Origin of the sequence: Sinorhizobium kostiense, assembly GCF_017874595.1 — a bacterium.
GTDB classification, from domain to species: Bacteria; Pseudomonadota; Alphaproteobacteria; order Rhizobiales; family Rhizobiaceae; genus Sinorhizobium; species Sinorhizobium kostiense.
The window spans coordinates 1,028,293-1,050,556 of record NZ_JAGILA010000002.1 but is presented as its reverse complement, the minus strand read 5'-3'; the positions used below and the strand labels follow the sequence as shown (position 1 = coordinate 1,050,556).

Annotated in this window: 18 protein-coding genes; 6 read left to right on the top strand and 12 right to left on the bottom strand. The window is 63.5% G+C overall.

Features of this window, described 5'->3' with window-relative positions; genetic code table 11:
• Window positions 1-89: 89 nt before the first annotated feature.
• The 3 genes from J2Z31_RS11395 to J2Z31_RS11385 all read right to left on the bottom strand — a co-directional run bounded on the left by J2Z31_RS11395 (window position 90) and on the right by J2Z31_RS11385 (window position 4,898).
• Entirely contained in the window at window positions 90-2,468 is a 2,379-nt protein-coding gene (locus J2Z31_RS11395; protein ID WP_209601992.1) for a methyl-accepting chemotaxis protein, read from the bottom strand.
• 285 nt (window positions 2,469-2,753) lie between these two features.
• Window positions 2,754-3,653 carry a ribokinase gene (locus J2Z31_RS11390; RefSeq protein WP_209601991.1) on the bottom strand — a complete coding sequence of 300 codons (900 nt, stop codon included), beginning with the start codon at window positions 3,651-3,653 and terminating at the stop codon, window positions 2,754-2,756.
• A gap of 51 nt (window positions 3,654-3,704) precedes the next feature.
• Window positions 3,705-4,898: a DNA recombination protein RmuC gene (locus J2Z31_RS11385; protein WP_209601990.1), complete on the bottom strand. Its 1,194-nt coding sequence runs from the start codon at window positions 4,896-4,898 to the stop codon at window positions 3,705-3,707.
• Window positions 4,899-5,036: 138 nt separating this feature from the next.
• Between J2Z31_RS11385 and def the strand changes: the two genes are divergently transcribed.
• The 3 genes from def (at window position 5,037) to truA (ending at window position 7,322) form a co-directional block, all read left to right on the top strand.
• Window positions 5,037-5,561 (top strand): peptide deformylase, encoded by a 525-nt coding sequence (gene def / locus J2Z31_RS11380; RefSeq protein ID WP_209601989.1) that lies wholly within the window; start codon window positions 5,037-5,039, stop codon window positions 5,559-5,561.
• A gap of 80 nt (window positions 5,562-5,641) precedes the next feature.
• On the top strand, window positions 5,642-6,577 hold the full coding sequence (gene fmt, locus J2Z31_RS11375; protein WP_209601988.1) for a methionyl-tRNA formyltransferase: 936 nt from the start codon (window positions 5,642-5,644) through the stop codon (window positions 6,575-6,577).
• Window position 6,578: 1 nt separating this feature from the next.
• The gene (truA, locus tag J2Z31_RS11370; RefSeq protein WP_209601987.1) at window positions 6,579-7,322 is read left to right on the top strand and encodes a tRNA pseudouridine(38-40) synthase TruA; all 744 of its coding nucleotides are present in this window, start codon (window positions 6,579-6,581) and stop codon (window positions 7,320-7,322) included.
• Between the two features lie 7 nt (window positions 7,323-7,329).
• On the opposite strand, the gene J2Z31_RS11365 is transcribed toward truA, so the two are convergent.
• The 5 genes from J2Z31_RS11365 to J2Z31_RS11345 all read right to left on the bottom strand — a co-directional run bounded on the left by J2Z31_RS11365 (window position 7,330) and on the right by J2Z31_RS11345 (window position 14,625).
• Window positions 7,330-7,926 carry a hypothetical protein gene (locus J2Z31_RS11365; RefSeq protein WP_209601986.1) on the bottom strand — a complete coding sequence of 199 codons (597 nt, stop codon included), beginning with the start codon at window positions 7,924-7,926 and terminating at the stop codon, window positions 7,330-7,332.
• Window positions 7,913-9,106, bottom strand: coding sequence for a succinyl-diaminopimelate desuccinylase (dapE, locus tag J2Z31_RS11360; protein ID WP_209601985.1), 1,194 nt, complete (start codon window positions 9,104-9,106; stop codon window positions 7,913-7,915). The genes J2Z31_RS11365 and dapE overlap by 14 nt, the downstream gene beginning before the upstream one ends.
• A 158-nt stretch (window positions 9,107-9,264) precedes the next feature.
• Window positions 9,265-12,450 (bottom strand): efflux RND transporter permease subunit, encoded by a 3,186-nt coding sequence (locus J2Z31_RS11355; RefSeq protein ID WP_209601984.1) that lies wholly within the window; start codon window positions 12,448-12,450, stop codon window positions 9,265-9,267.
• A 122-nt stretch (window positions 12,451-12,572) separates the two neighbouring features.
• Window positions 12,573-13,772 carry an efflux RND transporter periplasmic adaptor subunit gene (locus J2Z31_RS11350; protein ID WP_209601983.1) on the bottom strand — a complete coding sequence of 400 codons (1,200 nt, stop codon included), beginning with the start codon at window positions 13,770-13,772 and terminating at the stop codon, window positions 12,573-12,575.
• Between the two features lie 40 nt (window positions 13,773-13,812).
• Window positions 13,813-14,625, bottom strand: coding sequence for an alpha/beta hydrolase (locus J2Z31_RS11345; RefSeq protein WP_209601982.1), 813 nt, complete (start codon window positions 14,623-14,625; stop codon window positions 13,813-13,815).
• Between the two features lie 136 nt (window positions 14,626-14,761).
• On the opposite strand from J2Z31_RS11345, the gene J2Z31_RS11340 reads away from it, so the two are divergent.
• Window positions 14,762-15,673: a LysR family transcriptional regulator gene (locus J2Z31_RS11340; protein ID WP_209601981.1), complete on the top strand. Its 912-nt coding sequence runs from the start codon at window positions 14,762-14,764 to the stop codon at window positions 15,671-15,673.
• Between the two features lie 65 nt (window positions 15,674-15,738).
• On the opposite strand, the gene J2Z31_RS11335 is transcribed toward J2Z31_RS11340, so the two are convergent.
• The 3 genes from J2Z31_RS11335 to dapD all read right to left on the bottom strand — a co-directional run bounded on the left by J2Z31_RS11335 (window position 15,739) and on the right by dapD (window position 19,096).
• Window positions 15,739-17,637, bottom strand: coding sequence for a DEAD/DEAH box helicase (locus tag J2Z31_RS11335; RefSeq protein WP_209601980.1), 1,899 nt, complete (start codon window positions 17,635-17,637; stop codon window positions 15,739-15,741).
• A gap of 221 nt (window positions 17,638-17,858) precedes the next feature.
• On the bottom strand, window positions 17,859-18,236 hold the full coding sequence (locus tag J2Z31_RS11330) for a DUF805 domain-containing protein (protein ID WP_209601979.1): 378 nt from the start codon (window positions 18,234-18,236) through the stop codon (window positions 17,859-17,861).
• A gap of 2 nt (window positions 18,237-18,238) precedes the next feature.
• The gene (dapD, locus tag J2Z31_RS11325; protein WP_209601978.1) at window positions 18,239-19,096 is read right to left on the bottom strand and encodes a 2,3,4,5-tetrahydropyridine-2,6-dicarboxylate N-succinyltransferase; all 858 of its coding nucleotides are present in this window, start codon (window positions 19,094-19,096) and stop codon (window positions 18,239-18,241) included.
• A gap of 292 nt (window positions 19,097-19,388) precedes the next feature.
• Between dapD and J2Z31_RS11320 the strand changes: the two genes are divergently transcribed.
• Window positions 19,389-20,288 (top strand): LOG family protein, encoded by a 900-nt coding sequence (locus J2Z31_RS11320; protein ID WP_209601977.1) that lies wholly within the window; start codon window positions 19,389-19,391, stop codon window positions 20,286-20,288.
• A gap of 40 nt (window positions 20,289-20,328) precedes the next feature.
• On the opposite strand, the gene J2Z31_RS11315 is transcribed toward J2Z31_RS11320, so the two are convergent.
• Window positions 20,329-21,042, bottom strand: coding sequence for a pyrimidine 5'-nucleotidase (locus J2Z31_RS11315; protein WP_209601976.1), 714 nt, complete (start codon window positions 21,040-21,042; stop codon window positions 20,329-20,331).
• Window positions 21,043-21,246: 204 nt separating this feature from the next.
• Between J2Z31_RS11315 and J2Z31_RS11310 the strand changes: the two genes are divergently transcribed.
• Window positions 21,247-22,158, top strand: a complete 912-nt coding sequence (locus tag J2Z31_RS11310; protein WP_209601975.1) for a DMT family transporter — start codon at window positions 21,247-21,249, stop codon at window positions 22,156-22,158.
• Window positions 22,159-22,264: the final 106 nt, after the last annotated feature.

Sequence of the window (22,264 nt, the reverse complement as noted above, 5' to 3'; positions counted from 1 at the left end):
AGTCATGGGCGTTGCTGGAATTGCCGCGAGCACCAAGCCCCTCCCCCTTGAGGGGAGGGGTATTTCTGCAGATATCAAGCGCTGCCAGCTCAGAACTCCTCCCAATCGCTCCCCGCAAGCGCATTGGCGCCCTGGACGAGCACGCGCTGCTTCGGCGGGGAATAGCCGCTGCCGCGCACCGGCCGGCTCTCCGTGGCGGCGGCCGGACGGGAGGCGTGGACTTCGGCTGACCGCATCCGCGCTGCTGCGCCACGCAGTCGGTCGGTGGCAGCCTGTGTCGGTTCTCGCTCCGGAAGGCGGAAGCGGGAGACGAGTGCACTGAGCGCCTGGGCTTCCTCGTTCAGCGCCATGCTGGCCGCCGTCGTCTCCTCGACCATGGCGGCGTTCTGCTGCGTCACCTGATCCATCTGGTTGACGGCCGTATTGATCTCCCTGAGCCCGACCGCCTGTTCGGAGGCGGAGCCCGAGATCTGGCGGATAAGGCCGTTGATCTCGACGACCTGCTCGGAGATCTTCTTCAGCGCCCCGCCCGCCTTGCCAACGAGGTCGACGCCTTCGCGCACCTGATCCGCGGAGGTGCTGATCAGCGTCTTGATCTCCTTGGCGGCGTTCGCCGATCGCTGCGCGAGCTCTCGGACTTCCTGCGCGACGACCGCGAAGCCCTTGCCCGCTTCCCCGGCGCGTGCCGCCTCGACCCCGGCATTGAGCGCCAGAAGATTGGTCTGGAAGGCAATCTCGTCGATGACGCCGATGATGCGGCTCACCTCGTGCGAGGACTGCTCGATGCCGTGCATTGCGGCAATTGCTTTCTGCACGACTTCGCCCGACTGCTCGGCATCGCTGCTGGCGAGTTCGACCGATTTCGCGGCGACCTTGGCGTTGTCGGCGCTGGCGTTGACCTGCGAAGTCAGTTCGTCGAGCGCCGCGGCCGTTTCCTCGAGGCTCGCCGCCTGCTGCTCAGTGCGCTGCGACAGGTCATTGGCGGCGCTGGAGATCTCGCCGGTACCGCTGCCGATGTTGACGACCGACTGGTTCACGGTGCGGATCGTCTCTTCGAGGCTCTCCATCGCGCCGTTGAAATCTCGCTTCAACTGCGCGTATTCGCCGGGGAATTCATCCGCAATCCGAAAAGCGAGGTCGCCGGAGGCGAGATGCGAGAGGCCCTTGCCGAGGCGCGCGACGATGTCGCGCTGCAGCGCGCTGATTTCGGATCGCTCGCTTTCGGAACGGCTGCGTTGGCGTTCCGCCTGCTCGCGCTCGTGGCGCGCTTCGTTTTCCAGGCGCCCGGCGTCTGCAAGCCGGTGACGGAAGCCTTCGAGCGCCTTGGAGACCTGGCCTGTTTCGTCGACGCGGTCTTGGCCGGAGATCGGGTTTTCATAATCGCCGCTGCCGAGCCTCTCGACATCGGCCACAAGCGTGGAGAGCGGCTTCTGTACGAAGCGCCGGACGGCAAGGTAGAGTCCGGCGAGCACTGCGCCAAGAACGACGAGGCCTCCGAGGATCATCATGTAAGTCTGGTCGTTGACCGGTGCGTTGATGACTGTGCGCGGCACGTCCACGAGCACGACCCAGTTCGCATTCACATTGGGAAGACTGAAGGGATAGACGACACGATCGAAGGGCTCGTTTCCGTCATAGGTCAGATCCCTGATCATTCCCGAAGTGCCCGAGGACAGGGCGTTCTTGATCAGGTCCGCGCCTGCGCCCTCATAATCCTTCATGAGCAGTTCGGGGATTGGCGCGGCAAGCCACTTGCCGGCCTGCGACAAGAGATAGACGCGGCCGGAGCCGAAGGGCTTGAGCTTTCCGAGCCGATCGGCCAGGGAGGCGAGCGAGATGTCGACCCCCGAGACGCCGATCATCTTGCCGCCCGAAATCACCGGATAGGCGATCGATGTCATCGTGGTCGGTACATCCGTTCCTTCCGCAAGATAGGGCTGGGTGATCGCGCCCTTGCCGCTCTTGGCGGCGAGTGCGTACCACTCGGCGGTATAGTCCGCGCCGAAGGTCGAGAATTGCGCCTCGCCATCGCGGTTCTTTGACCAGTAGGGCGTGAAGACGCCTGCATCGTTGGCGCCGAGTTCCTTGTTGTTGGCAACCTCCTCCTGCCGCCCATCGAAGGCCTTGATTTCCTCGGCGAACCAACTGCCGAAAGCGAATTCATGCTGGTCCAGATTCGCCTTCAACAGGTTGATGGCGCCTGGGCGATCGATGGATTTCCCCGTATGGCCGCGCCCGAGAACGCCGGACATGGTGCGTGCCGCAGCGGCAAGTTCACCGACGCTGCCGGCAATGTCCGAGGCAATCGCTTGCGCTTCCGCTTGCGCGCCTTCGAAGACGAGCGTTTCCACGCGGTCTTGGGTCTGGGAGATGAGAACAAAATTCGACGCAAGCAGCACCAGGGCAATCGTGCCGCCCGTCACTGCAATCAACTTGGTCGCCAGCGATTTGGCATGGAACTTGAACATGAAATCCTCGCCTATCTGGAGGTCCGCAGGCGCTACCCGCGGCGTCACGCATTCCGATATTTTGGGTGAAGGCCCCGTCATGGGGCGCCAGATGCCGACCGGCAGAAGGAGACAGCCGATGACCACGCGACCGGCAGTTTCGCCATTTGGATAGACGATCAAAGATTAAGATACGCCCAACATTTCAGGCGTTTACTGGGAGTTCTGGCGAATTCTGCGCGACGAGTGTCGTTGCTGCGACATTCACTGTTCGTATCGCGAAGCGGCGCTAATTCCGGTCGATCGTCAGAGGAGGGCGGTGACCTCAGTTGCGAGCGGAATGGAGGGCTGCGCGCCTGGCTTGAGGCAGGCGAGCGAGCCCGCGACCGCCGAGCGGCGAAGCGCATCGGGGAAGGAAAGCCCCGCATCGAGGCTTGCAGCCAGATAGCCGCAGAAGGTGTCGCCGGCCCCGACCGTATCGACCGGCTCGATCGTGACCCCCTTCGCCCGGTGGAGCTTGCCTTCATGGATCGCCACCACGCCCTCGGCGCCGAGGGTGACGATAACGGTCTGCCCGGTTTCGGCGTGAAGTGCCTTCATTGCCTCTTCCCGATCGGCGGCAGCGATGCCGCTCTTGCCGGCAAGGAGTTCGAACTCGGTCTCATTGGCGATGACGATGTCGGCCATGCGGCCGAGGCGGGCAGCATCGGGGGTCAGTGGCGCGATATTGATGACGGAGCGGATACCCCGGCGCCGTGCATCGTCAAGCGCCTTTTTGACCGAAACACCCGGAATTTCGAGCTGAAGCATTAGTGTATCCCCGGGCGACATCGCCTCGACGGCGGCAGCGGCGTCACTCTCGCTCACCGTCGCGTTGGCGCTCGCCACGACGACGATGACGTTCTCGCCATCGCCGCCAACAATGATGTGAGCCGTACCGGTCGGAGCATCCACGGTCTTGGTGAGGCCGAGGTCGACGCCCGCCTCGCTGAGCAGTGCAAGCGCTCCCTCTGCGAAGCTGTCGGATCCGACGGCGCCGGCCATGCGCACGGCGGCGCCTGCGCGTCGCGCCGCCAGCGCCTGGTTCGCACCCTTGCCGCCTGCGGCGGTAGAGAAGCCGGATCCGGCAACGGTTTCGCCGGGCTTCGGCAGGCGTGCGGTCGTGGCGATCAGATCCATGTTGATGGATCCAAGAACAGTGATCATTTCGAGGTGTCCCGTCGGCTCGCAGAATTTGCCGGAGAGTGCCCGACTGCGTCAGTCCTCGTCAACCACCCTGAGCTTCAACTGGCCCATGCGATTGTCGACTGCTCGCTCACCTTTCTCGCTCGGCCCGGGCGGCGCTGTGGCCTCCATTTCCAGCGTCTCTATCCTGGCGCCGCGGCGCGTCAGCTTGTTCGACGAGATCAGGATTTCGTCGACATCCTTCTGCGCCATGGCGAAGTGGCCCTGGAGCTTGCGCACGCGTTCATCCAGACGCGACAGGTCCTCCATCAACCGTATCACCTCGCCTTGGATCAGATGCGCCTGCTCGCGCATGCGCGCATCCTTGAGGATCGCCTGGATGACCTGGATCGAGAGCAGCAGGAGCGAAGGCGAGACGATGACGATACGCTGGCGATGCGCCTTCTGCACCAAGGCCTCGAAGTGCTCGTGGATTTCGGCGAAGATCGATTCCGACGGAACGAAGAGGAAAGCGGTCTCCTGCGTTTCGCCGGGCAAGAGATACTTGCTGGCAATATCGCGCACATGCACCTCCATGTCGCGGCGGAAGGCTTGCGCAGCCTGCTGACGCCGGTCGGCGTCCGGCGCGTCGCGCATGGAGTTCCAGGATTCGAGCGGAAACTTCGCGTCGATGACGAGCGGCGGCTGGCCGTTTGGCATGCGGATGATGCAGTCTGGGCGGGCGCCGTTTGGAAGCGTGGCCTGGAAAGTGTAAGCGCTGATCGGCAGGCCGTCTGCGACGATCGCCTCCATGCGCGACTGGCCGAAGGCGCCACGCGTCTGTTTGTTGGAAAGGATGTTCTGCAACCCGGCCATGTCCTTGGCGAGCGCCTGGATGTTGTTCTGGGCGCTGTCGATGACGGCCAGCCGCTCCTGCAGACGCCGGAGATTCTCATGCGTCGCTTTGGTCTGCTCGCTGATCGAGGCGCCAATCCGGTGCGTCATGCCGTCGATACGTTGGCTAAGTGTTTGATTGAGCTCGGCCTGTCGGGCGCCGAACACCTCGGCCATCGTCGCGATTCGCCCCTGCAGCTCGGTCTGGGCGGCAAGCAGCGCCGAGATCTGCCCGTCGCGCTCGTCGATGCGCAGCGAACGGGCGCGGCGGCCAGCCGCGATGGCGACAAGCGCCATCAGCAAGGCGGCTGCGGCGACGAGGTGGCCTGCCGTGATGGGCAGGCTGGCGAGTTGAAATAGCGGCTGGTCGAAGGAAAAGGCGAGGGGCTCCATGGCTGCAGCCTAACAGATTCGCTCCCGAAGGACAGATCAAAACGAGAACGGACATATTGAGTTGCGCTACCGAAGGCTTGCGATTTCGCGTCGGTAATTTCCTTGCACCCGGGCGGAAAGATCGGCTATGGGAGCGGCATGACGATCAAGCCGCTCATCATTCTTCCCGATCCCGTACTGCGCCAGGTATCGACGCCGGTGGAGGCGATAGACGACGATGTCCGACGTCTCGCCGACGATATGCTCGAGACCATGTATGATGCGCCCGGCATCGGCCTGGCGGCCATCCAGATCGGCGTGCCGAAGCGCCTTCTCGTGCTCGACGTCACAAAGGAAAGCGAGGAGAGAAGGCCGCTCGTCTTCATCAACCCTGAGATCGTCCGCTCTTCCGACGAGCGCTCGGTCTACGAGGAAGGCTGCCTGTCGATTCCCGACTATTATGCCGAGGTCGAGCGGCCGGCCGCGATCACCGTCGAGTATCTCGATCGTGAAGGCAAGAAGCAGGCCGTCGAGGCCGATGGGCTGCTCGCCACGTGCTTGCAGCACGAGATCGATCACCTGAACGGCGTTCTCTTCATCGACCATATCTCCAAGCTCAAGCGCGATATGGTGATTCGCAAATTCACCAAGGCCGCCAAGATGCGGGGAAGCCACGCGATCTGACGAGCCGAGGGTTCTTGGCGCGGACAGCCGGGGTTCGGCCTGGCCGGTCCGGGCATTCGAAAAAGACGGAGTTCACCGCCTTGACACTTCGCATCATCTTCATGGGCACGCCCGAATTCTCGGTACCGACGCTTCGAGCGCTCGCCGAGGCTGGCCATGAGATCGTTGCCACCTATACGCAGCCGCCGCGTCCCGGCGGCCGGCGCGGCCTCGATCTTACGAAGTCTCCGGTGCATCAGGCGGCCGAGCTCCTGGGCATCCCGGTGTTGACACCCGCCAACTTCAAGCAGCCGGCCGACCGGCAGTCCTTCCGCGACTTCGATGCGGATGTGGCGGTCGTCGTCGCCTATGGGCTGTTGCTGCCGGAGGAGATCCTCACGGGCACTCGCTACGGCTGCTACAATGGTCACGCCTCCCTCCTGCCGCGCTGGAGGGGCGCCGCACCGATCCAGCGCGCGATCATGGCCGGGGACAGCGAGACCGGCATGATGGTGATGAAGATGGATAAGGGGCTGGACACCGGCCCGGTTGCACTGACGAAGTGCGTGACGATCGGCAAAGCGATGACGGCCGGTGAGTTGCACGACAGGCTGATGCATGTCGGGGCAGCGCTGATGAAGGAGGCGATGACGAAGCTCGAGACCGGCGAATTGACGCTGACCCCTCAGCCGGAGGAAGGCGTTGTCTACGCGGCCAAGATCACAAAGGACGAAACGCGTATCGATTTCACCCGGTCGGCAAGCGACGTGCATAACCATATTCGCGGGCTGTCGCCCGTCCCGGGAGCCTGGTTCGAACTGGAGATCGCCGGCCGGGTCGAGCGGATCAAGGTGCTGACCTCTGAGCTCGCCGACGGTACCGGCGAGCCCGGTACCGTGCTCGACGATACTTTGACGATCTCCTGCGGCGAAGGTGCGGTGCGGCTGACGCGATTGCAGCGCGCAGGCGGCAAGGCGCTCGCTGCGCTGGAATTCCTGCGCGGCACGCCGGTTGCGGCGGGCGCGAGGGTCTCCTGATATGCCGCGCTATCGCCTGACCGTCGAGTATGACGGCTCCGACTATGTCGGCTGGCAGCGCCAGGAAAACGGCCCTTCGGTTCAGGGCGCGATCGAGAAGGCGGTCTTGTCGCTCACAGGCGAAACCGTCTCTATCCGCGGAGCGGGACGCACCGATTCCGGCGTCCATGCGATCGGCCAGGTGGCGCATCTGGACCTTGGGCGCGACTGGAAGGCGCACACGCTGCGCAACGCGCTGAACGCCCATTTGACGCTCGCTGGCGAGCGGGTCTCAATCCTCGACGCCACGGAAGCGCCGTCGGGTTTCGACGCTCGCTTCTCGGCCGTCCGCCGCCACTATCTCTATCGGATCATCTCGCGCCGCTCACCGCTGGCGCTCGAGGCGCGGCGCGCCTGGTGGGTGCCGAAGGTGCTCGACCATGAGGCGATGCACGAGGCGGCGCAGCGGCTCGTCGGCCACCACGATTTCAGCACGTTCCGCTCCGCCCATTGCCAGGCGACGAGCCCATGGCGGACGCTCGACCGGCTGGACGTCACCCGCGGCGGCGAATTGATCGAGATCCGCGCGAGCGCCCAAAGCTTCCTCCACAATCAGATTCGTTCCTTCGCCGGCTCATTGAAGCTCGTTGGGGAGGGCAAGTGGACGCCGGACGATCTAGCGGCGGCTCTTGAGGCACGAGACCGCAAGGCCTGCGGACCGGTCGCGCCGCCGGAGGGGCTCTATTTCCTGCAAGTGGACTATTGAGGCTCCGTCAGCCGGGGATCAGGCCGAAGAGATGTTGCAGATATTGCCCGACCATCATCGATGGCAGCAGGAAGAGTGCCGTTAGAGCCGCCGCGAGCAGGTTCTCGTTGCCGGTGATCGTGCGCAGCAGCCGGAAGAGCAGGGCGGTGCTGGCAAAGAGTACGATCAACCACAGGAAGGCGGTCACGGGCTGGGCTTCGCGCGCAAGCAGCAGGATCGCTGCCGGCACCGCCGCTGCATAGGACAGGGGCACCGAAAGCCAATTGGTGGTGACGATCACCGGCACCACGAAAGCGGCAAAGCCGAGGGGCCGCGAAAGGATGACGATCAGCAGGATCGGCACCAACCAACTTGTGAGATCGACGATGAAGAGCTTCAGGAAGAAGCCTGCGCCGACAGTCGTGCCGGTCGGCATCGCGGAGAGATAATAGAGCCTCCAGGAGGCCCAGGTCACGACCATTGCCGGCAGTGCCCAGAGGATCGCCGCGAAGGAGCGCCAGAGACCGCCTTCGCTGAGGTCCAGCCAGACATAGCCCTCGCGCTTGCCGAGAATGAGGAGCCATAGCCCCTTGATGTAAGCGAGGACCAATTCAAGCGACGGCATGTCTGAACCAGCGGGCGATGAAGGAGCCGTAGATCTCGGTGAGCGTCTCGAGCTCGTCCACCGCGACGCGCTCGTCCACCATATGCATCGTCCGGCCGACGAGGCCGAATTCGACCACCGGGCAATAGTCCTTGATGAAGCGCGCGTCCGAGGTGCCGCCCGTGGTGGAAAGTTGCGGGCGCCGCCCGATGACGGCTTCGACCGCGCCGGAAAGCGACTCGACCAGCGCATCGTCGCGCGTCAGGAACACCTGGCTCGGCCGCTCGTTCCAGACGATCTCGTACTTGACGGGCGCCCGGCCGGGTCTGAGTGTGCCGTCTTTTGCGGCCCGGTCCAGCCGCGCGACGATCTCCGCCATCAGGCTCTCGGCCGTCCAGCCGTCGTTGAAACGTATGTTGAAGGCGGCACTTGCCTTTGCAGGAATGACGTTGACGGCTGAATTGCCGACATCGATCGTCGTGACCTCGAGATTGGAAGGCTGGAAATCCTGCGTACCCTGGTCGAAGGCCGGGTGCATCAGCGCTGCGGTAAGCTGCAGGATACCGCGCACCGGATTGTCGGCGAGATGCGGATAGGCCGCATGTCCCTGCACGCCATGAACGGTGATGCGGCCGGAAAGCGAGCCGCGCCGGCCGATCTTGATCATGTCGCCGAGCTGATCGGGGTTGGTGGGCTCTCCGACAAGGCAGGCGTCCCAGCGCTCGCCTTTGGCTGCCGCCCATTCGAGCAGCTTCGAGGTGCCGTTGATCGCCGGACCTTCCTCGTCGCCGGTGATGAGCAAGGAGATCGAGCCTTTCGGCGGGCCATGCTTTTCGACGTGGCGGGCAACCGCCGCCACGAAGCAGGCAATGCCGCCCTTCATGTCGACGGCGCCGCGGCCGTACATCTCGCCATTCGCGATCTCGGCTGAAAACGGGCCATGGCTCCAGGCGGCCTCGTCGCCGACGGGAACGACATCCGTATGGCCGGCGAACATCAGGTGCGGCCCTTCGCTTCCGACCCGGGCATAGAGGTTCTCGACATCCGGCGTTCCGGCTTCCTTGGCAACCACGCGATCGACCCTGAAGCCCAGCGGCGCCAGCATGGCTTCGAGCGCCCGGAGCGCGCCGCCTTCGGCCGGGGTAACCGACGGGCAGCGGATGAGGGTGGCGAGATTGGAGATCGGATCGGTCGGGAACATCGAGCGGTATGCCTGCGGAGCCGGTGGGCCAATGGACTGGAATTGCTGGTTTATCCGATCGGTTCCAAGCTGTCACGCGTGATGAGACCACTCCGCGGTTCCGTGAGAAAGAAGCGGGCCAGGCAATTGCCTGGCCCGCTCGCGTCTGGGGAGGTGTCCTATTCCCCCGGGGCGAGATGCGGCGCTTCGATCTGGGCTCCCGCGTGCTTTAGCGGCCGCTCGCCGGAGAGCTTGCGGATCAGCACGTAGAAGACCGGAGTCATGAAGATGCCGAAGGCGGTGACGCCGATCATGCCGGCGAAGACTGCGATACCCATGGCCGAACGCATCTCCGCACCTGCACCTGTGGAGGTGACGAGCGGAACGACGCCCATGATGAAGGCCATGGAGGTCATAAGGATCGGCCTCAGACGAAGGCGACTTGCCTCGATTGCGGCGCTGACGGCGCTCCTGCCGGAGAGCTCGAGCTCGCGAGCGAATTCGACGATCAGGATCGCGTTCTTCGCCGAGAGCCCCACCAGCACGATCAGGCCGATCTGGGTGAAGACGTTGTTGTCGCCACCGGTCAGCCACACGCCCGTGAGCGCTGCCATGATGCCCATCGGCACGATCAGGATGATCGCGATCGGCAGCATCAGGCTTTCATACTGTGCGGCGAGCACGAGATAGACGAGCAGCAGTGCCAGCGGGAAGATGAGAACGCCCGAATTGCCGGCGAGGATCTGCTGATAGGTCAAATCCGTCCACTCGAAGCTGATGCCCGGCGGCAGCGTCTCCGCCGCGATCCGCTCGATCGCCGCCTGTGCCTGGCCCGAGGAGAAGCCCGGAGCAGGACCGCCATTGATGTCGGCGGCGAGGAAGCCATTATAGCGGATCGCCCGCTCGGCGCCGACCGTCTGTTCGACCTTGAGCAGCGCGGAGAGCGGGATCATCTCGCCGGACGCCGAACGCACCTTCAGCTTGCCGATGTCATCCGCATGGCTGCGGTGGCTCGCATCCGCTTGGACGCGCACGCTGTAGGTGCGGCCGAAAGCGTTGAAGTCGTTGACGTAGAGCGAGCCGAGATAGATCTGCAGCGTCTCGAACACGTCCGTCACCGCCACGCCGAGCTGGCGCGCCTTGGTGCGATCAAGGTCGGCATAGAGCTGCGGCACGTTGATCTGATAGCTCGAATAGAGCCCGGCGAGCTCCGGCGCCTGCATCGCCTTGCCCAGGAAGGCCTTGGCGGCATCGTCGAGTGCCCGATAGCCGAGGCCGTTCCTGTCCTCGATCTGCAGTTTGAATCCGCCCGTTGTGCCGAGGCCTTGTACCGGGGGCGGCGGGAACATGGCGATGAAGGCGTCCTGGATCGCCCCGAACTGCTGGTTCAGCTGCATGGCGATCGCGCCGCCGGAGAGCTCGGGCGTCGTGCGTTCCTCGAAGGGCTTCAACGACACGAAGACGATGCCGGAGTTGGAGGAGTTGGTGAAGCCGTTGATCGACAGACCGGGGAAAGCGATCGCATGTTCGATGCCGGGATGCTTCATCGCGATGTCGCTCATGCGCCGGATGACGTCCTCCGTACGGTCGAGCGTCGCCGCATCCGGCAGCTGCGCGAAGCCGATCAGATATTGCTTGTCCTGGGCCGGGACGAAGCCGCCGGGGACAGCGCGGAAGAGCACGAAAGTCACACCAAGCAGGATGACATAGAGGCCCATGATCAACGACTTGCGCGTGAGAATGCCGCCGACGCCCCGGCCGTAGGCCTCGGAGCTCCTTCCGAAGAAGCGGTTGAAGCCGCGGAAGAACCAGCCGAAGAGCTTGTCCATTACCCGCGTCAGAAGATCCTTCGGCGCATGGTGGTCCTTCAAGAGAAGCGCGGCGAGGGCCGGCGACAGCGTCAGCGAGTTGAAAGCGGAGATCACCGTCGAGATGGCGATGGTCAAGGCGAACTGGCGGTAGAATTGTCCGGTAAGGCCGGTGATAAAGGCAAGCGGCACGAATACCGCGACCAGCACCAGCGCGATGGCGATGATCGGGCCGGAGACCTCCTGCATGGCGCGATAGGTCGCCTGCACCGGCGACAGGCCTTGCGCGATGTTGCGCTCGACGTTTTCGACGACGACGATCGCGTCATCGACGACGATGCCGATCGCCAGCACCAGCCCGAAGAGGCTCAGCGCATTGATCGAGAAGCCGAAGACATACATCACCGCGAAGGTGCCGACGATCGAGACCGGCACGGCCACGAGCGGGATGATCGAGGCGCGCCAGGTCTGCAGGAACACGATGACGACGAGCACCACCAGCGCGATAGCTTCGAGCAATGTGTGCACGACCGATTCGATCGAAGCCCGGACGAACTGCGTCGTGTCGTAGACGATTTCGTAGTCGACGCCCTCCGGCATGGTCTGCTTCAGTTCGGCCATGACCTTATGGACGTTTTCCGAGATCTGGATGGCGTTCGAGCCGGGGGCCTGGAAAACGCCCATGCCGACGGCGGCCTTGTTGTCGAGCAGCGAGCGCAGCGAGTAATCCGCCGCGCCCATTTCAACGCGTGCGACGTCGCCGAGGCGGGTGATCTCGCCATTGTCACCGGATTTGACGACGATGCCGGCGAATTCCTCCGGGGTTCTCAGGCGTCCTTGAGCATTAACGGAGAGCTGCAGGTCGAGCCCTGCAACGGAGGGCGAAGCGCCGATCACGCCGGCGGCCGCCTGGACGTTCTGTCCGCGGATGGCGTTGGCGACATCGCTTGCCGCTAGCCCGCGCTCGGCAGCCTTTTCCGGATCGATCCAGACGCGCATCGAATAGTCTCCGCCGCCGAAGATCTGCACCTGGCCGACGCCCTCGACCCGCGCCAGCCGGTCCTTGACGTTCAAGACACCGTAATTGCGCAGGTAGTTGATGTCGTATTGCCCGTTCGGCGAGAGCAGATGCACGACGAGCGTCAGGTCGGGCGAGCTCTTCACGGTGGTGACGCCGAGGCGGCGCACCTCCTCCGGCAGCCGCGGTTCGGCCTGCGAGACCCGGTTCTGTATGAGCTGCTGTGCCTGGTCGGGATCGGTGCCAAGTTCGAAGGTGACGGTGAGCGTCATCAACCCGTCGGCGGTCGCCTGGCTCTGCATGTAAAGCATGCCCTCGACGCCATTGATCTGCTCTTCGAGCGGCGTCGCGACGGTTTCGGCGATTACAGCCGGGTTGGCACCGGGGTATTGGGCCCGAACGACGATCTGCGGCGGCACAACTTCCGGATATTCCGAGATGGGCAAGCCGGTCATGCCGATCAGGCCCGCGACGAAAATCAGCACGGAGAGAACGCCCGCGAAGACCGGACGGTCGACGAAGAAGCGTGAAAAGTTCATGTCATCCCCCTTGGGACAAGGTGAGGCATACGGTGCCTGCGGGCGATAGTCCTCACCCGCGGCGCTCCGCTTGCGGCTTGACGTCAGTTCCAGGGCCTCGCCAGAGGGCAAGGCCGCAGTTGCTATGGCTTGGCGACCGAAGCGGTTTCCTGTTCCACCGGCTGCGGCGCGACGACGACGCCAGGGCGGACGCGCTGCAATCCGTTGACGACGATGGTTTCGCCAGGCGCCAATCCGTTTTCGACGATCCTAAGGCCCTCGGCGGTCGGCCCGAGCGTCACCTGCCGGTACTCGACCTTGTTGTCCGTGCCGACGACCAGCACGAATTTCTTGTCCTGGTCGGAGCCGATGGCGCGATCGCTGATCACCAGCTTGTCCGCCGGCGCTGGGTCGCCGATGCGGATGCGGACGAATTGTCCCGGGATCAGCCGGCCGTCGGCATTCTTGAGTGCGGCACGGAGTCGGATTGTGCCGGTCGCCGCATCCACCTGATTATCGATCAGCTGGATGTGGCCTTCGATCGGCGTGCCTTCGTCGGCGGCGGTGCCGATCTGGACCGGAATGCGCTCGATCGAATCCGTTCCGGCCGAAGCGGAAAGTTTGGCGAGCGCGGCTGCGACAACTTCCTCGTTGACGTTGAAGCTCGCATAGATCGGATCGACGGAAACGATGGTCGTCAGCTCCGGCGAAGCAGCACCGGCGGAAACGAGATTGCCGGCCGTGATCGCGAGCGCACCGACGCGTCCGGTGATCGGCGCCCGAACTTCCGTATATTGCAGATCGAGACGCGCCGAGCGGAGCGCAGCCTTGGCCGATCGGACATTCGCCTGCGCCTCGTCATAGGCGCTCAGCCTTTGATCGACCCCGCTTTGGGGGATAGCGCTGGTGGTAACGAGCTTACGGCCGCGATCAAGCTCGGTTTTCGCGAGTGCGACCCGCGCCTCGGCCGCCGCGACCTCCGCCTCGGCCCGCTCGACGGCAGCGGCATAGGGCTCGGGATCGATCGCGACGAGCAGATCGCCCTTGTTCACCAGGGCACCTTCGCGAAAATGCGCTTTCAGGATCGCGCCGCCGACGCGGGGGAGAACCTCGACACGCTCGACCGCTTCGAGACGGCCCGAGAAACTTTCCCAGGTGGTGATCCGGCGCGTTTCCGCCTTGGCTACGGAAACCGGGACGGCCGCGGGTGCCGCCGCCTCGGCTGCGGCATCAGCTTGCGACCGGGCGGGCAGGCCGAAGACGACGGCAGCTCCGCCAGCGAGAGACAATAGAATACTGAGGCCGGCGCCCCACAAGGCCCGGCGGGTAACGGTCGATGTCATGTTTTCTCCTTGCCGGTTGGGAGCCGGCTCTTGTGCTCGCTTACTGCTTGATCGGCTTCGCCCCCGCCGCGTGGAAGAAGCGGGAGAAAAGGCCTGAGATGATTCTTTCCTGCGCGGCCCAGTTTGCCTGGGCGGCAATGCTTGGGATCCAGGCGGCGCGCCCGGCCAGAACGTGCAACTCGACAGGAACGCCGGCTTCACGCAGGCGATCGGCATAGGCCTCGGTCTCGTCGCGCATCGGACATTCCTCGCTGGTGACGACGAGCGCCGGAACGAGGCCGCCCAGCCGCGTGCAATGGCCGGGTGCCGCATATGGATGCGTCAGGCCGGTCCCCTCGCCGAGATATTGCTGCCAACCCTCGGCGATCGACTGCGCCGAGCTCTGCGGACAGAACTTGCGGAACGAGGACGTCGCCAAACACGGGTCGAGCAGCGGCGAGAGCAGGATCTGCCCCTTCAGATCGGTGAGGAACTGATCGCGCGCCATCAGGGCCAGCCCGGCCGCGATATTGCCGCCCGCTTCCTCGCCCGCGACGAACAGCATCGATTTCTTGTGCGCGAACTCAGGGCAGCTGCTGCGCATGGATGAAAGCATTGAATAGGCGGTCTCGATCGCTGCCGGGAACGGGTTGAGGCAGGCGGAGGGATAGTCGGGCGAAACGACCACGGCACCGGCAGCTGCCAATGCATTTGCGACCTTTTCCCCTGCGGCGGCCGATTCTCCAACGAAGCTTCCGCCGTGGAGATGGAGCACAATCGGGGGTGGCGATAGCAAGGACTCACCGCGATAGATGCGTGCGCAGCACGCACCGCGGTTCGTCTGCACCATCTTTTCCGTAAAATGCGTCTCCATGTCTTGTCTCCGCGGCGGGTGAATTCCTAGATGAGGACAACCCGCAACGCTGACACCATAGCATTGTCTTTCGCTTGGAATAGTCCGCGGGATCTGGCTACACTATTCGAAATTTCGAACAATTCGGTTATTGAAAATGGACCAGCTCACGGCCATGCGCGTGTTTCTCCGGGTTGTCGAAACCGGAAATTTCACCCGGGCTTCCGCTTCGCTCAACATGCCGAAGGCCACGGTTACAAACCTGATACAGGGTTTGGAGGCGCACCTGAGGACCAAGCTCCTGAACCGTACGACGCGGCGGGTGCTGGTCACACCGGATGGTGCGCTTTATTACGAGCGCGCCGCACGCCTCCTTTCCGACCTTGACGAATTGGACGGAAGCCTCTCGAGTGCCCAGAGCCTGCCTAAGGGACGGCTGCGCGTGGAAACGGCGAGCGCGTTTGCCAACCTGATCATCATTCCGGCCCTGCCGGAGTTTCACAAGAGATACCCCGATATCCAGATCGATCTCGGCGTTTCAGACCGCACTGTCGATTATCTCGCCGAGAACGTCGACTGCGCCATCCGGGCCGGCACCCTGACGGACCAATCGCTGATTGCGCGCCGCATCACGGAAATGAAATTCATATCCTGCGCTTCACGGGAGTTTCTCGCGCGTCACGCGGTTCCGCAGCACCCGACCGATCTCGAGAAGAATTGCTATGTCGTCGGCTATTTCCTGCCGAAGACAGGTCAGCAGATGCCGTTCCATTTTCGGCGCGGCAACGAGGAGATCGAGGTCAACGGCCGCTATACGGTGGCGGCCAACGAGTCCACGACATATCTCGCCGCCGCGCGAGCGGGCTTCGGCATCATCCAGGCGCCGCTCTTCATGGTGCGCGATGACCTCAGCGCCGGAACACTCGTTCCTGTCCTGACCGATTGGGAGATCGATCCCACACCCATCTATCTCGTCTACCCGCCGAACCGGCACTTAAGCAGCCGCCTGCGTGTCTTTGCGGATTGGGTGGTGAAGGTGGTGGCGCAATCGCAAATGGAGGGCGCCTGATTGGCCAGCTCACTTGGCGCGCTCGGCATGACAGCGTTCGCGCGCGGCGTCGAGTCAGCCGAGGGTCAAGCCTGACGTTTCTTGGCGTTGTTGCGTTTGGTTTTCGGCTTGAAGTCGCCAGCTTTGCTAGCCTCGGGTTTGCCCTTCTTGTTGCTCCAGGGCTTTTCGTCCCGCTTCTCCGGATGCGCATTCTGCGCCTGCGAAGGCTTCTTTTCGAACTTGCGCTTCGGCTTGAAGTCCTTGTGCTCGCGCTCCGGCGCAACCTCAGCAGGCCTCGGCCGCTTCTTCGCGAAATCCGGTTTGCCCTCCCGCGGCGCGGACATATCCGGGGCGCCTTGAAGGGTTCTGACGCGAATGCCCTTTTCCAGCGTCCGATTTGGGCCGATCGCGGAAAGAAAGCGCTCGGCTCCTTCGCCGGTCAATTCGACATAGGTTTCCTCAGGCTGCATGCGGATCGCCCCGATGTCGCGTTTGCTCAACTTGCCATGACGGCAGAGCATGGGGATCAGCCAGCGCGGTTCGGCGTTCTGTTTTCGGCCGACGGAGAGCGAGAACCAGCTCCCATCGGCAAAGTCCGGGCGAAGACCGGCGACATCGTCGCGGGCGGGAACGGAGTCGTCACGCCGGCTCTTCTTGCGAGTCTCCTCAATGGAGACATCGGAAAGCTCCTCCGGCGCGGAGCGGCTGGTGCGGAACTGCCGCAGGAAGGCCGCGGCGACCTTTTCGGCTCCGTGTCGGTCGATCAGCGCCTGCACCATTGCCTGTTCGTCATCGTGCAAGGGCTCGTCGAAAGCCACATCGGCGAGAAGGCGCTCCTCGTCGCGGCGCGTCACCTCGTCGGCCGACGGAGGCTTTGCCCAGGCCGCGGTGATGCGCGCGCCATCCAGCAATCGCTCGGCTTTCCGCCGTTGATTGACCGGCACGATCAGGGCGCTGACGCCCTTCTGGCCGGCGCGACCGGTGCGGCCGCTCCGGTGCAGTAATGTTTCAGGATTGTTAGGGAGGTCGGCGTGGATGACGAGTTCCAGGCCTGGAAGGTCGATGCCCCTCGCCGCGACGTCGGTAGCGATGCAGACGCGGGCGCGTCCGTCGCGCATCGCCTGGAGGGCATGGGTGCGCTCATTCTGGCTGAGCTCGCCCGAGAGCGCCACCACCGAGAAGCCGCGATTGTTGAAGCGAGCCGTCAGGTGGTTGACCGCCGCTCGCGTCGAGCAGAAGACGATTGCGTTTCGCGCCTCGTGGTAGCGCAGCACGTTGATGATGGCGTTCTCCCGGTCGCCCGGGGAGACGATCAGGGATCGGTACTCGATATCTCCGTGCTGCTTTTGCTCCGAGGCAATGCCGATGCGCACCGCGTCGCGCTGATAGCTCTTGGCAAGTGTGGCGATCGCACGCGGCACTGTCGCCGAGAACATCAGCGTGCGGCGTTCGGCGGGTGCCGACTCCAGGATGAACTCCAGGTCCTCGCGGAAACCGAGGTCGAGCATCTCGTCCGCCTCGTCGAGCACCACAGCACGAAGCGCGGAAATGTCGAGCGAATCGCGGCGGATATGATCGCAAAGCCGTCCCGGCGTGCCGACGACGATATGGGCGCCGCGCTCCAGCGCGCGCCGCTCGCTGCGGATGTCCATGCCGCCGACGCAGGAGGCGATCGTTGCGCCTGCAGGCGCATAGAGCCATTCGAGCTCACGTTTGACCTGCAGCGCCAATTCGCGCGTCGGTGCGATGACCAGCGCCAGCGGCGCCGCGGCCGCACCGAGTTGCCGGACTTGGCCAAGCAGCGTCGGCGCGATCGCCAGGCCGAAGGCCACGGTCTTGCCGGAGCCGGTCTGGGCGGAAACAAGAGCATCCGCGTCCTCGATCGCCGGATCGAGCATTGCCTGTTGGACGGGTGTCAGCGTTGCATAGCCGCGTTTGGCCAACGCTTCGGCGATCGCGGGGGCGATCCCTTCGAATTCTGTCATGTCTCGTCTTTCGGATTCGGTCTTCGCGCCGACAGACGAGCAGGCCCTCTTGGCCGCCATCAGGCGTCGATTGCCGCGGCCAACGTCGCGGCCAGTTCAATTGTGCCGCTACATACGCGCTCGGAGCAGGAATGTACAGTGTCTGAGGCCTTGCACCTGCATATCCGCCGAAGCCTTTGATCCGCTCACCGCCAGCGCAAATCCGACCCAAGTTCGATGGGTTACCTTGGGCGGTTGCGGTCACCGCCGAATTCGTTCGCGCCTTTGTTGCCGGGCCACAGACAAAGCGCGATGAAGACGATCGGACTCAAGACCGGAATGAACAGGCAGAGCGCCAGCGGGCCGGGATAGCCGATATCGTGCAGGCGCTTGATCGCCAGCATGACGAGTGAGACGGCGGACACGAAACCGGAAGCGATCAGCGCCAGCGTCCAGAGCGCCAGGGGCGCGTCCTGCCCCTCGTTTTTCAACACCTGCGCAAGCAGGAAGCCGCCGGCGAAGAGCCAAAAGAGCCAGGAAAGGAAAAAGGGCAGCCGGCCGATCCGGCCGGACGGGCTGAAGAACAGCCAGGTCATGCTTGGCCGCCCCTTCTCGGCCATGGTCAGTCCCGGAGCAGTTCGTTGATGCCTGTTTTCGAGCGGGTCTTTTCGTCGACCCGCTTGACGATGACGGCGCAGTAGAGGTTCGGCGCCGGCTGACCGTTTGCCATGGTCGAGCCGGACGGCATGGAGCCAGCGACGACGACCGAATAGGGCGGCACTTCGCCATACATCACTTCCCCGGTCGCGCGGTCGACGATCTTGGTCGACTTGCCGATGAAGACGCCCATGCCGAGAACCGAGCCCTCGCGGACGATGCAACCCTCGACGACTTCGGAGCGGGCGCCGATGAAACAATTGTCCTCGATGATAGTCGGCCCCGCTTGCATCGGCTCAAGCACCCCGCCGATCCCGACGCCGCCGGAAAGATGCACGTTCTTGCCGATCTGCGCGCAGGAACCGACGGTCGCCCAGGTGTCGACCATCGTGCCTTCGCCGACATAGGCGCCGAGATTGACGAAGCAGGGCATCAGGACCGCGTTCGGCGCGACATAGGCGGATCGGCGGACCACGCAATTCGGCACGGCGCGGAAGCCGGCCTTCTCGAACTCGTTGACGCTCCAGCCGTCGAATTTCGAGGGCACCTTGTCCCACCAGACCGATTCGCCCGGGCCGCCTTTCACGAGTTCCATCGGGTTCAGCCGGAACGAGAGAAGCACGGCCTTCTTGAGCCACTGATTGACCGTCCAGGTGCCGTCCTCGCCGCGCTCGGCGACTCGCGCTTTGCCGCTGTCGAGGAGGTTGAGCGCCGTTTCCACAGCATCGCGAACGGCACCGCGTGTGCCTGTATTGATCGTCTCACGTTCTACGAAGGCGGTTTCGATGGTCTGCGACAGGGAGACGAGGTCGTGGTTGGTCATCGGAATTCCTTAAAGTTCGGCGGTTATCGTTGAAGCTCTACTGCATAATGCGTCGAATCGGAACCTGTTTGAGGTGTTACGCAGAGTACGAAGTGCCGCAGCTGCCGGGTCGCGTATGAGTTTCAACGGATGCTGCGGAAGCTTGATCTAGCAAGGTCGAAGGCTTTTCGGCTTCGCTTTTGCGACGGGGCTTGGCAAGTGGGCGCGTTTCCGGCAGAGAAACGCCACATTGCCGGGAAAACACAACAGGAGGTATCCGGACATAGTCCGGAATGGACGGGAAAGACGAAATATGGGACGCATGAAAAAGCGCGCCCTGCGACGCAGGGGTGGGGTTTGGGATCCGCTGGCGGACAGCCAGCAAAGCAGGCAGCGCGCCTCGACCGTTCCGCTGACGCCACAATCGGCCTCGCCGACCTACCGTCTGGCCTATGTCGACGACGATTTCCTTTGTCGGGAGGAATTGCGGCCGGTTCGCCTGCAGCTCGAGCTGCTGAAGACCGAGATGATGCTTGCGGAGCGTGGCATCAACTCGACGGTAGTCATGTTCGGCGGCGCGCGTATTCCAGAGCCCGGCGGTGCTGCCTGGGCGGCCAAGAACGAGACGCAGCGGAGAAACCTTGAAGCGGCGTCGGTCTATTACACCGAGGCGCGAAAATTCGCCCGGCTGTGCTCCGAGCAATCCGCCAAGCTCGGCCACAAGGAATACGTCGTCGTCACCGGCGGCGGCCCGGGCGTGATGGAGGCGGGCAATCGCGGCGCGGCAGATGCCGGAGCCCCGTCGATCGGCCTCAATATCGTTCTGCCACACGAGCAGGCGCCGAACCGTTACGTCACGCCGGAACTATCGTTCAACTTCCACTACTTCGCCATCCGGAAGATGCACTTCCTGCTGCGCGCCAGGGCGGTGGCGGTTTTCCCCGGCGGGTTCGGAACGCTCGACGAACTGTTTGAAACGATGACGCTGATGCAGACGGGGCGCCTGGCGCTCGTACCGCTTTTGCTCTTCGGCGAGAAGTTCTGGCGCTCGATCATCAATTTCGAGGCGCTGGCAGAGTTCGGCACGATCGCGCCGAATGACATCGATCTCGTGCATTTCGTCGATACCGCAGAACAGGCCTGGGACATCATTGCCCGCTTTTACGAGACCGTGGATCCTAGCTCCCTGCCGATGGCATCGGGCAGGCGTTAGCGCGGGATGTTGCAAAGCGGGATCATCTTTCCGTTGATCCCTATGCGACAGCAACGACGCGGCGCAGAAACCCCGTCAGGTCTTCGGTGACGTAGTCGATCTGCTCATCGGCATCGCTCGACCTCTCCCAGGCCTCGACGAATTCATATTCGAGATTGCGCGGCACGAGCAGCACCGTCGTCATGCCGAGCGCCTTCGGCACGATCAGGTTGCGCGGCAGGTCCTCGAACATCACTGCGTTCCGCGTGTCGACCCGGTGCAGGCTCATGAACTTGTCGTATGTAGTGTCGGCCGGCTTCGGCACGAAATCGGCGGCAACGATATCGAAGATGTCGTCGAAGTGGTCGAGGATGCCAAGCGCACGCGCCGTCATCTCCGCATGGGCGACACTGCCGTTGGTGAAGATGAACTTGCGTCCAGGCAACGCCTTGATTGCCTCTCCGAGTTCGGGGTTCGCGGGCACGACGCTGTAGTCGATGGCGTGCGCGCGTTCGAGAAAATCGTTGGGGTCGACGCGATGGTTGATCATCAGGCCCTGGAGCGTCGTGCCATGATCCCGATAATAGGCCTTCTGCAGTTTCTTCGCCTCCGCAGGATCGAGCGACAGCAGTGCGGCGACATAGGCCGTCATGTTACGGTCGATCTGGGCGAAGAGGTTGACGTGGTGCGGATAGAGCGTGTTGTCGAGATCGAAGACCCAGTCGGTGACATGGGCGAATTCGGCATGGGTCGGCAGGCGATCGAGCTTCTTCATGGCAGCCTTATGCCACGCGCGGCTTGCGAAGGAAAACGGAATCCTGTGCGCCGCCACTCACAGTTGCGGCTGGTTTGCCGCTCCCGCTCGTGCTAGAGCACTTTGCCGTCAAGGAATCACCTGACGCTGCACCAATGCGGCAAAAAACAAGGGGATAGAAGCGACGCGAGCGCATGTGAGCGCGTCCCGCTCTGGCCGACTGTCATGGAAACCTGGATTCTCATCACCATCGCCGCGGCATTTCTGCAGAATGTCCGCTCCACCATGCAGAAGCACCTGAAAGGTGTCATGGGAACGACCGGCGCCACCTTCGTGCGATTCGGCTTCGGCCTGCCTTTCGCGTTTCTGTATTTGGCCCTGCTGGTGTGGGTGGGGCGCAGCCTGCCGGTTCCGAATGGCACCTTTTTCCTGTGGGCGCTGGTCGGTGGATTGTCGCAGATTACGGCAACCTTCCTGCTGGTGCACCTGTTCTCCTTTCGCAACTTTGCCGTCGGCACCGCCTATTCGCGGACGGAACCTGCCCAGGCGGCCCTGTTCGGCCTGGTCTTCCTCGGCGAGAAGGCGGGCCCGGGCGCCATTGTCGCGATCGCCGTCTCCGTCGTCGGGGTCATGCTCATTTCCGTTGCTCGCACGGCGTTGAGTGTCCGGTCCTTGGTGACGTCGGTGTTCACACGCACCGCCGGCATAGGGCTCCTCTCCGGGACTTGTTTCGGCCTCTCCGCCGTCGCCTACCGCTCCGCCTCGCTTGCCTTGGCGCCAAGCCTTCCGGCGCCGGACTACCTGATGCAGGCCGGTTTTACGCTTGGCTTCGTGATCCTGCTGCAGACAATCGTCATGCTCGCCTGGATCGCCCTTGGCGAACCGGATGAACTCGGCCGGATACGCGCGGCATGGAAGCCCGCGATCCTGGTCGGTTTCGTTGGCGCTTCGGCCTCCTTCGGCTGGTTTTCGGCAATGACCCTGCAACAGGCGGCGATGGTCAAAGTTGTCGCCCAGGTGGAGATGCTTTTTACATTCGCCTCCTCCTTCTTCGTGTTCCGGGAATGGATCACCCGGCTCGAACTCCTCGGTTGTCTCTTGATCGTGTTCGGCGTCGTCGTGCTGATCGTGCAGTGAACGGCTCTCAGCACAATGCTGCGCCCCAATTCCGGCGGACCGTAAAAGCGCAAGATGGTACAAAGTGGACTGCGAATCGGTAGCATCGAGGCAGTCCGCGCCGTGG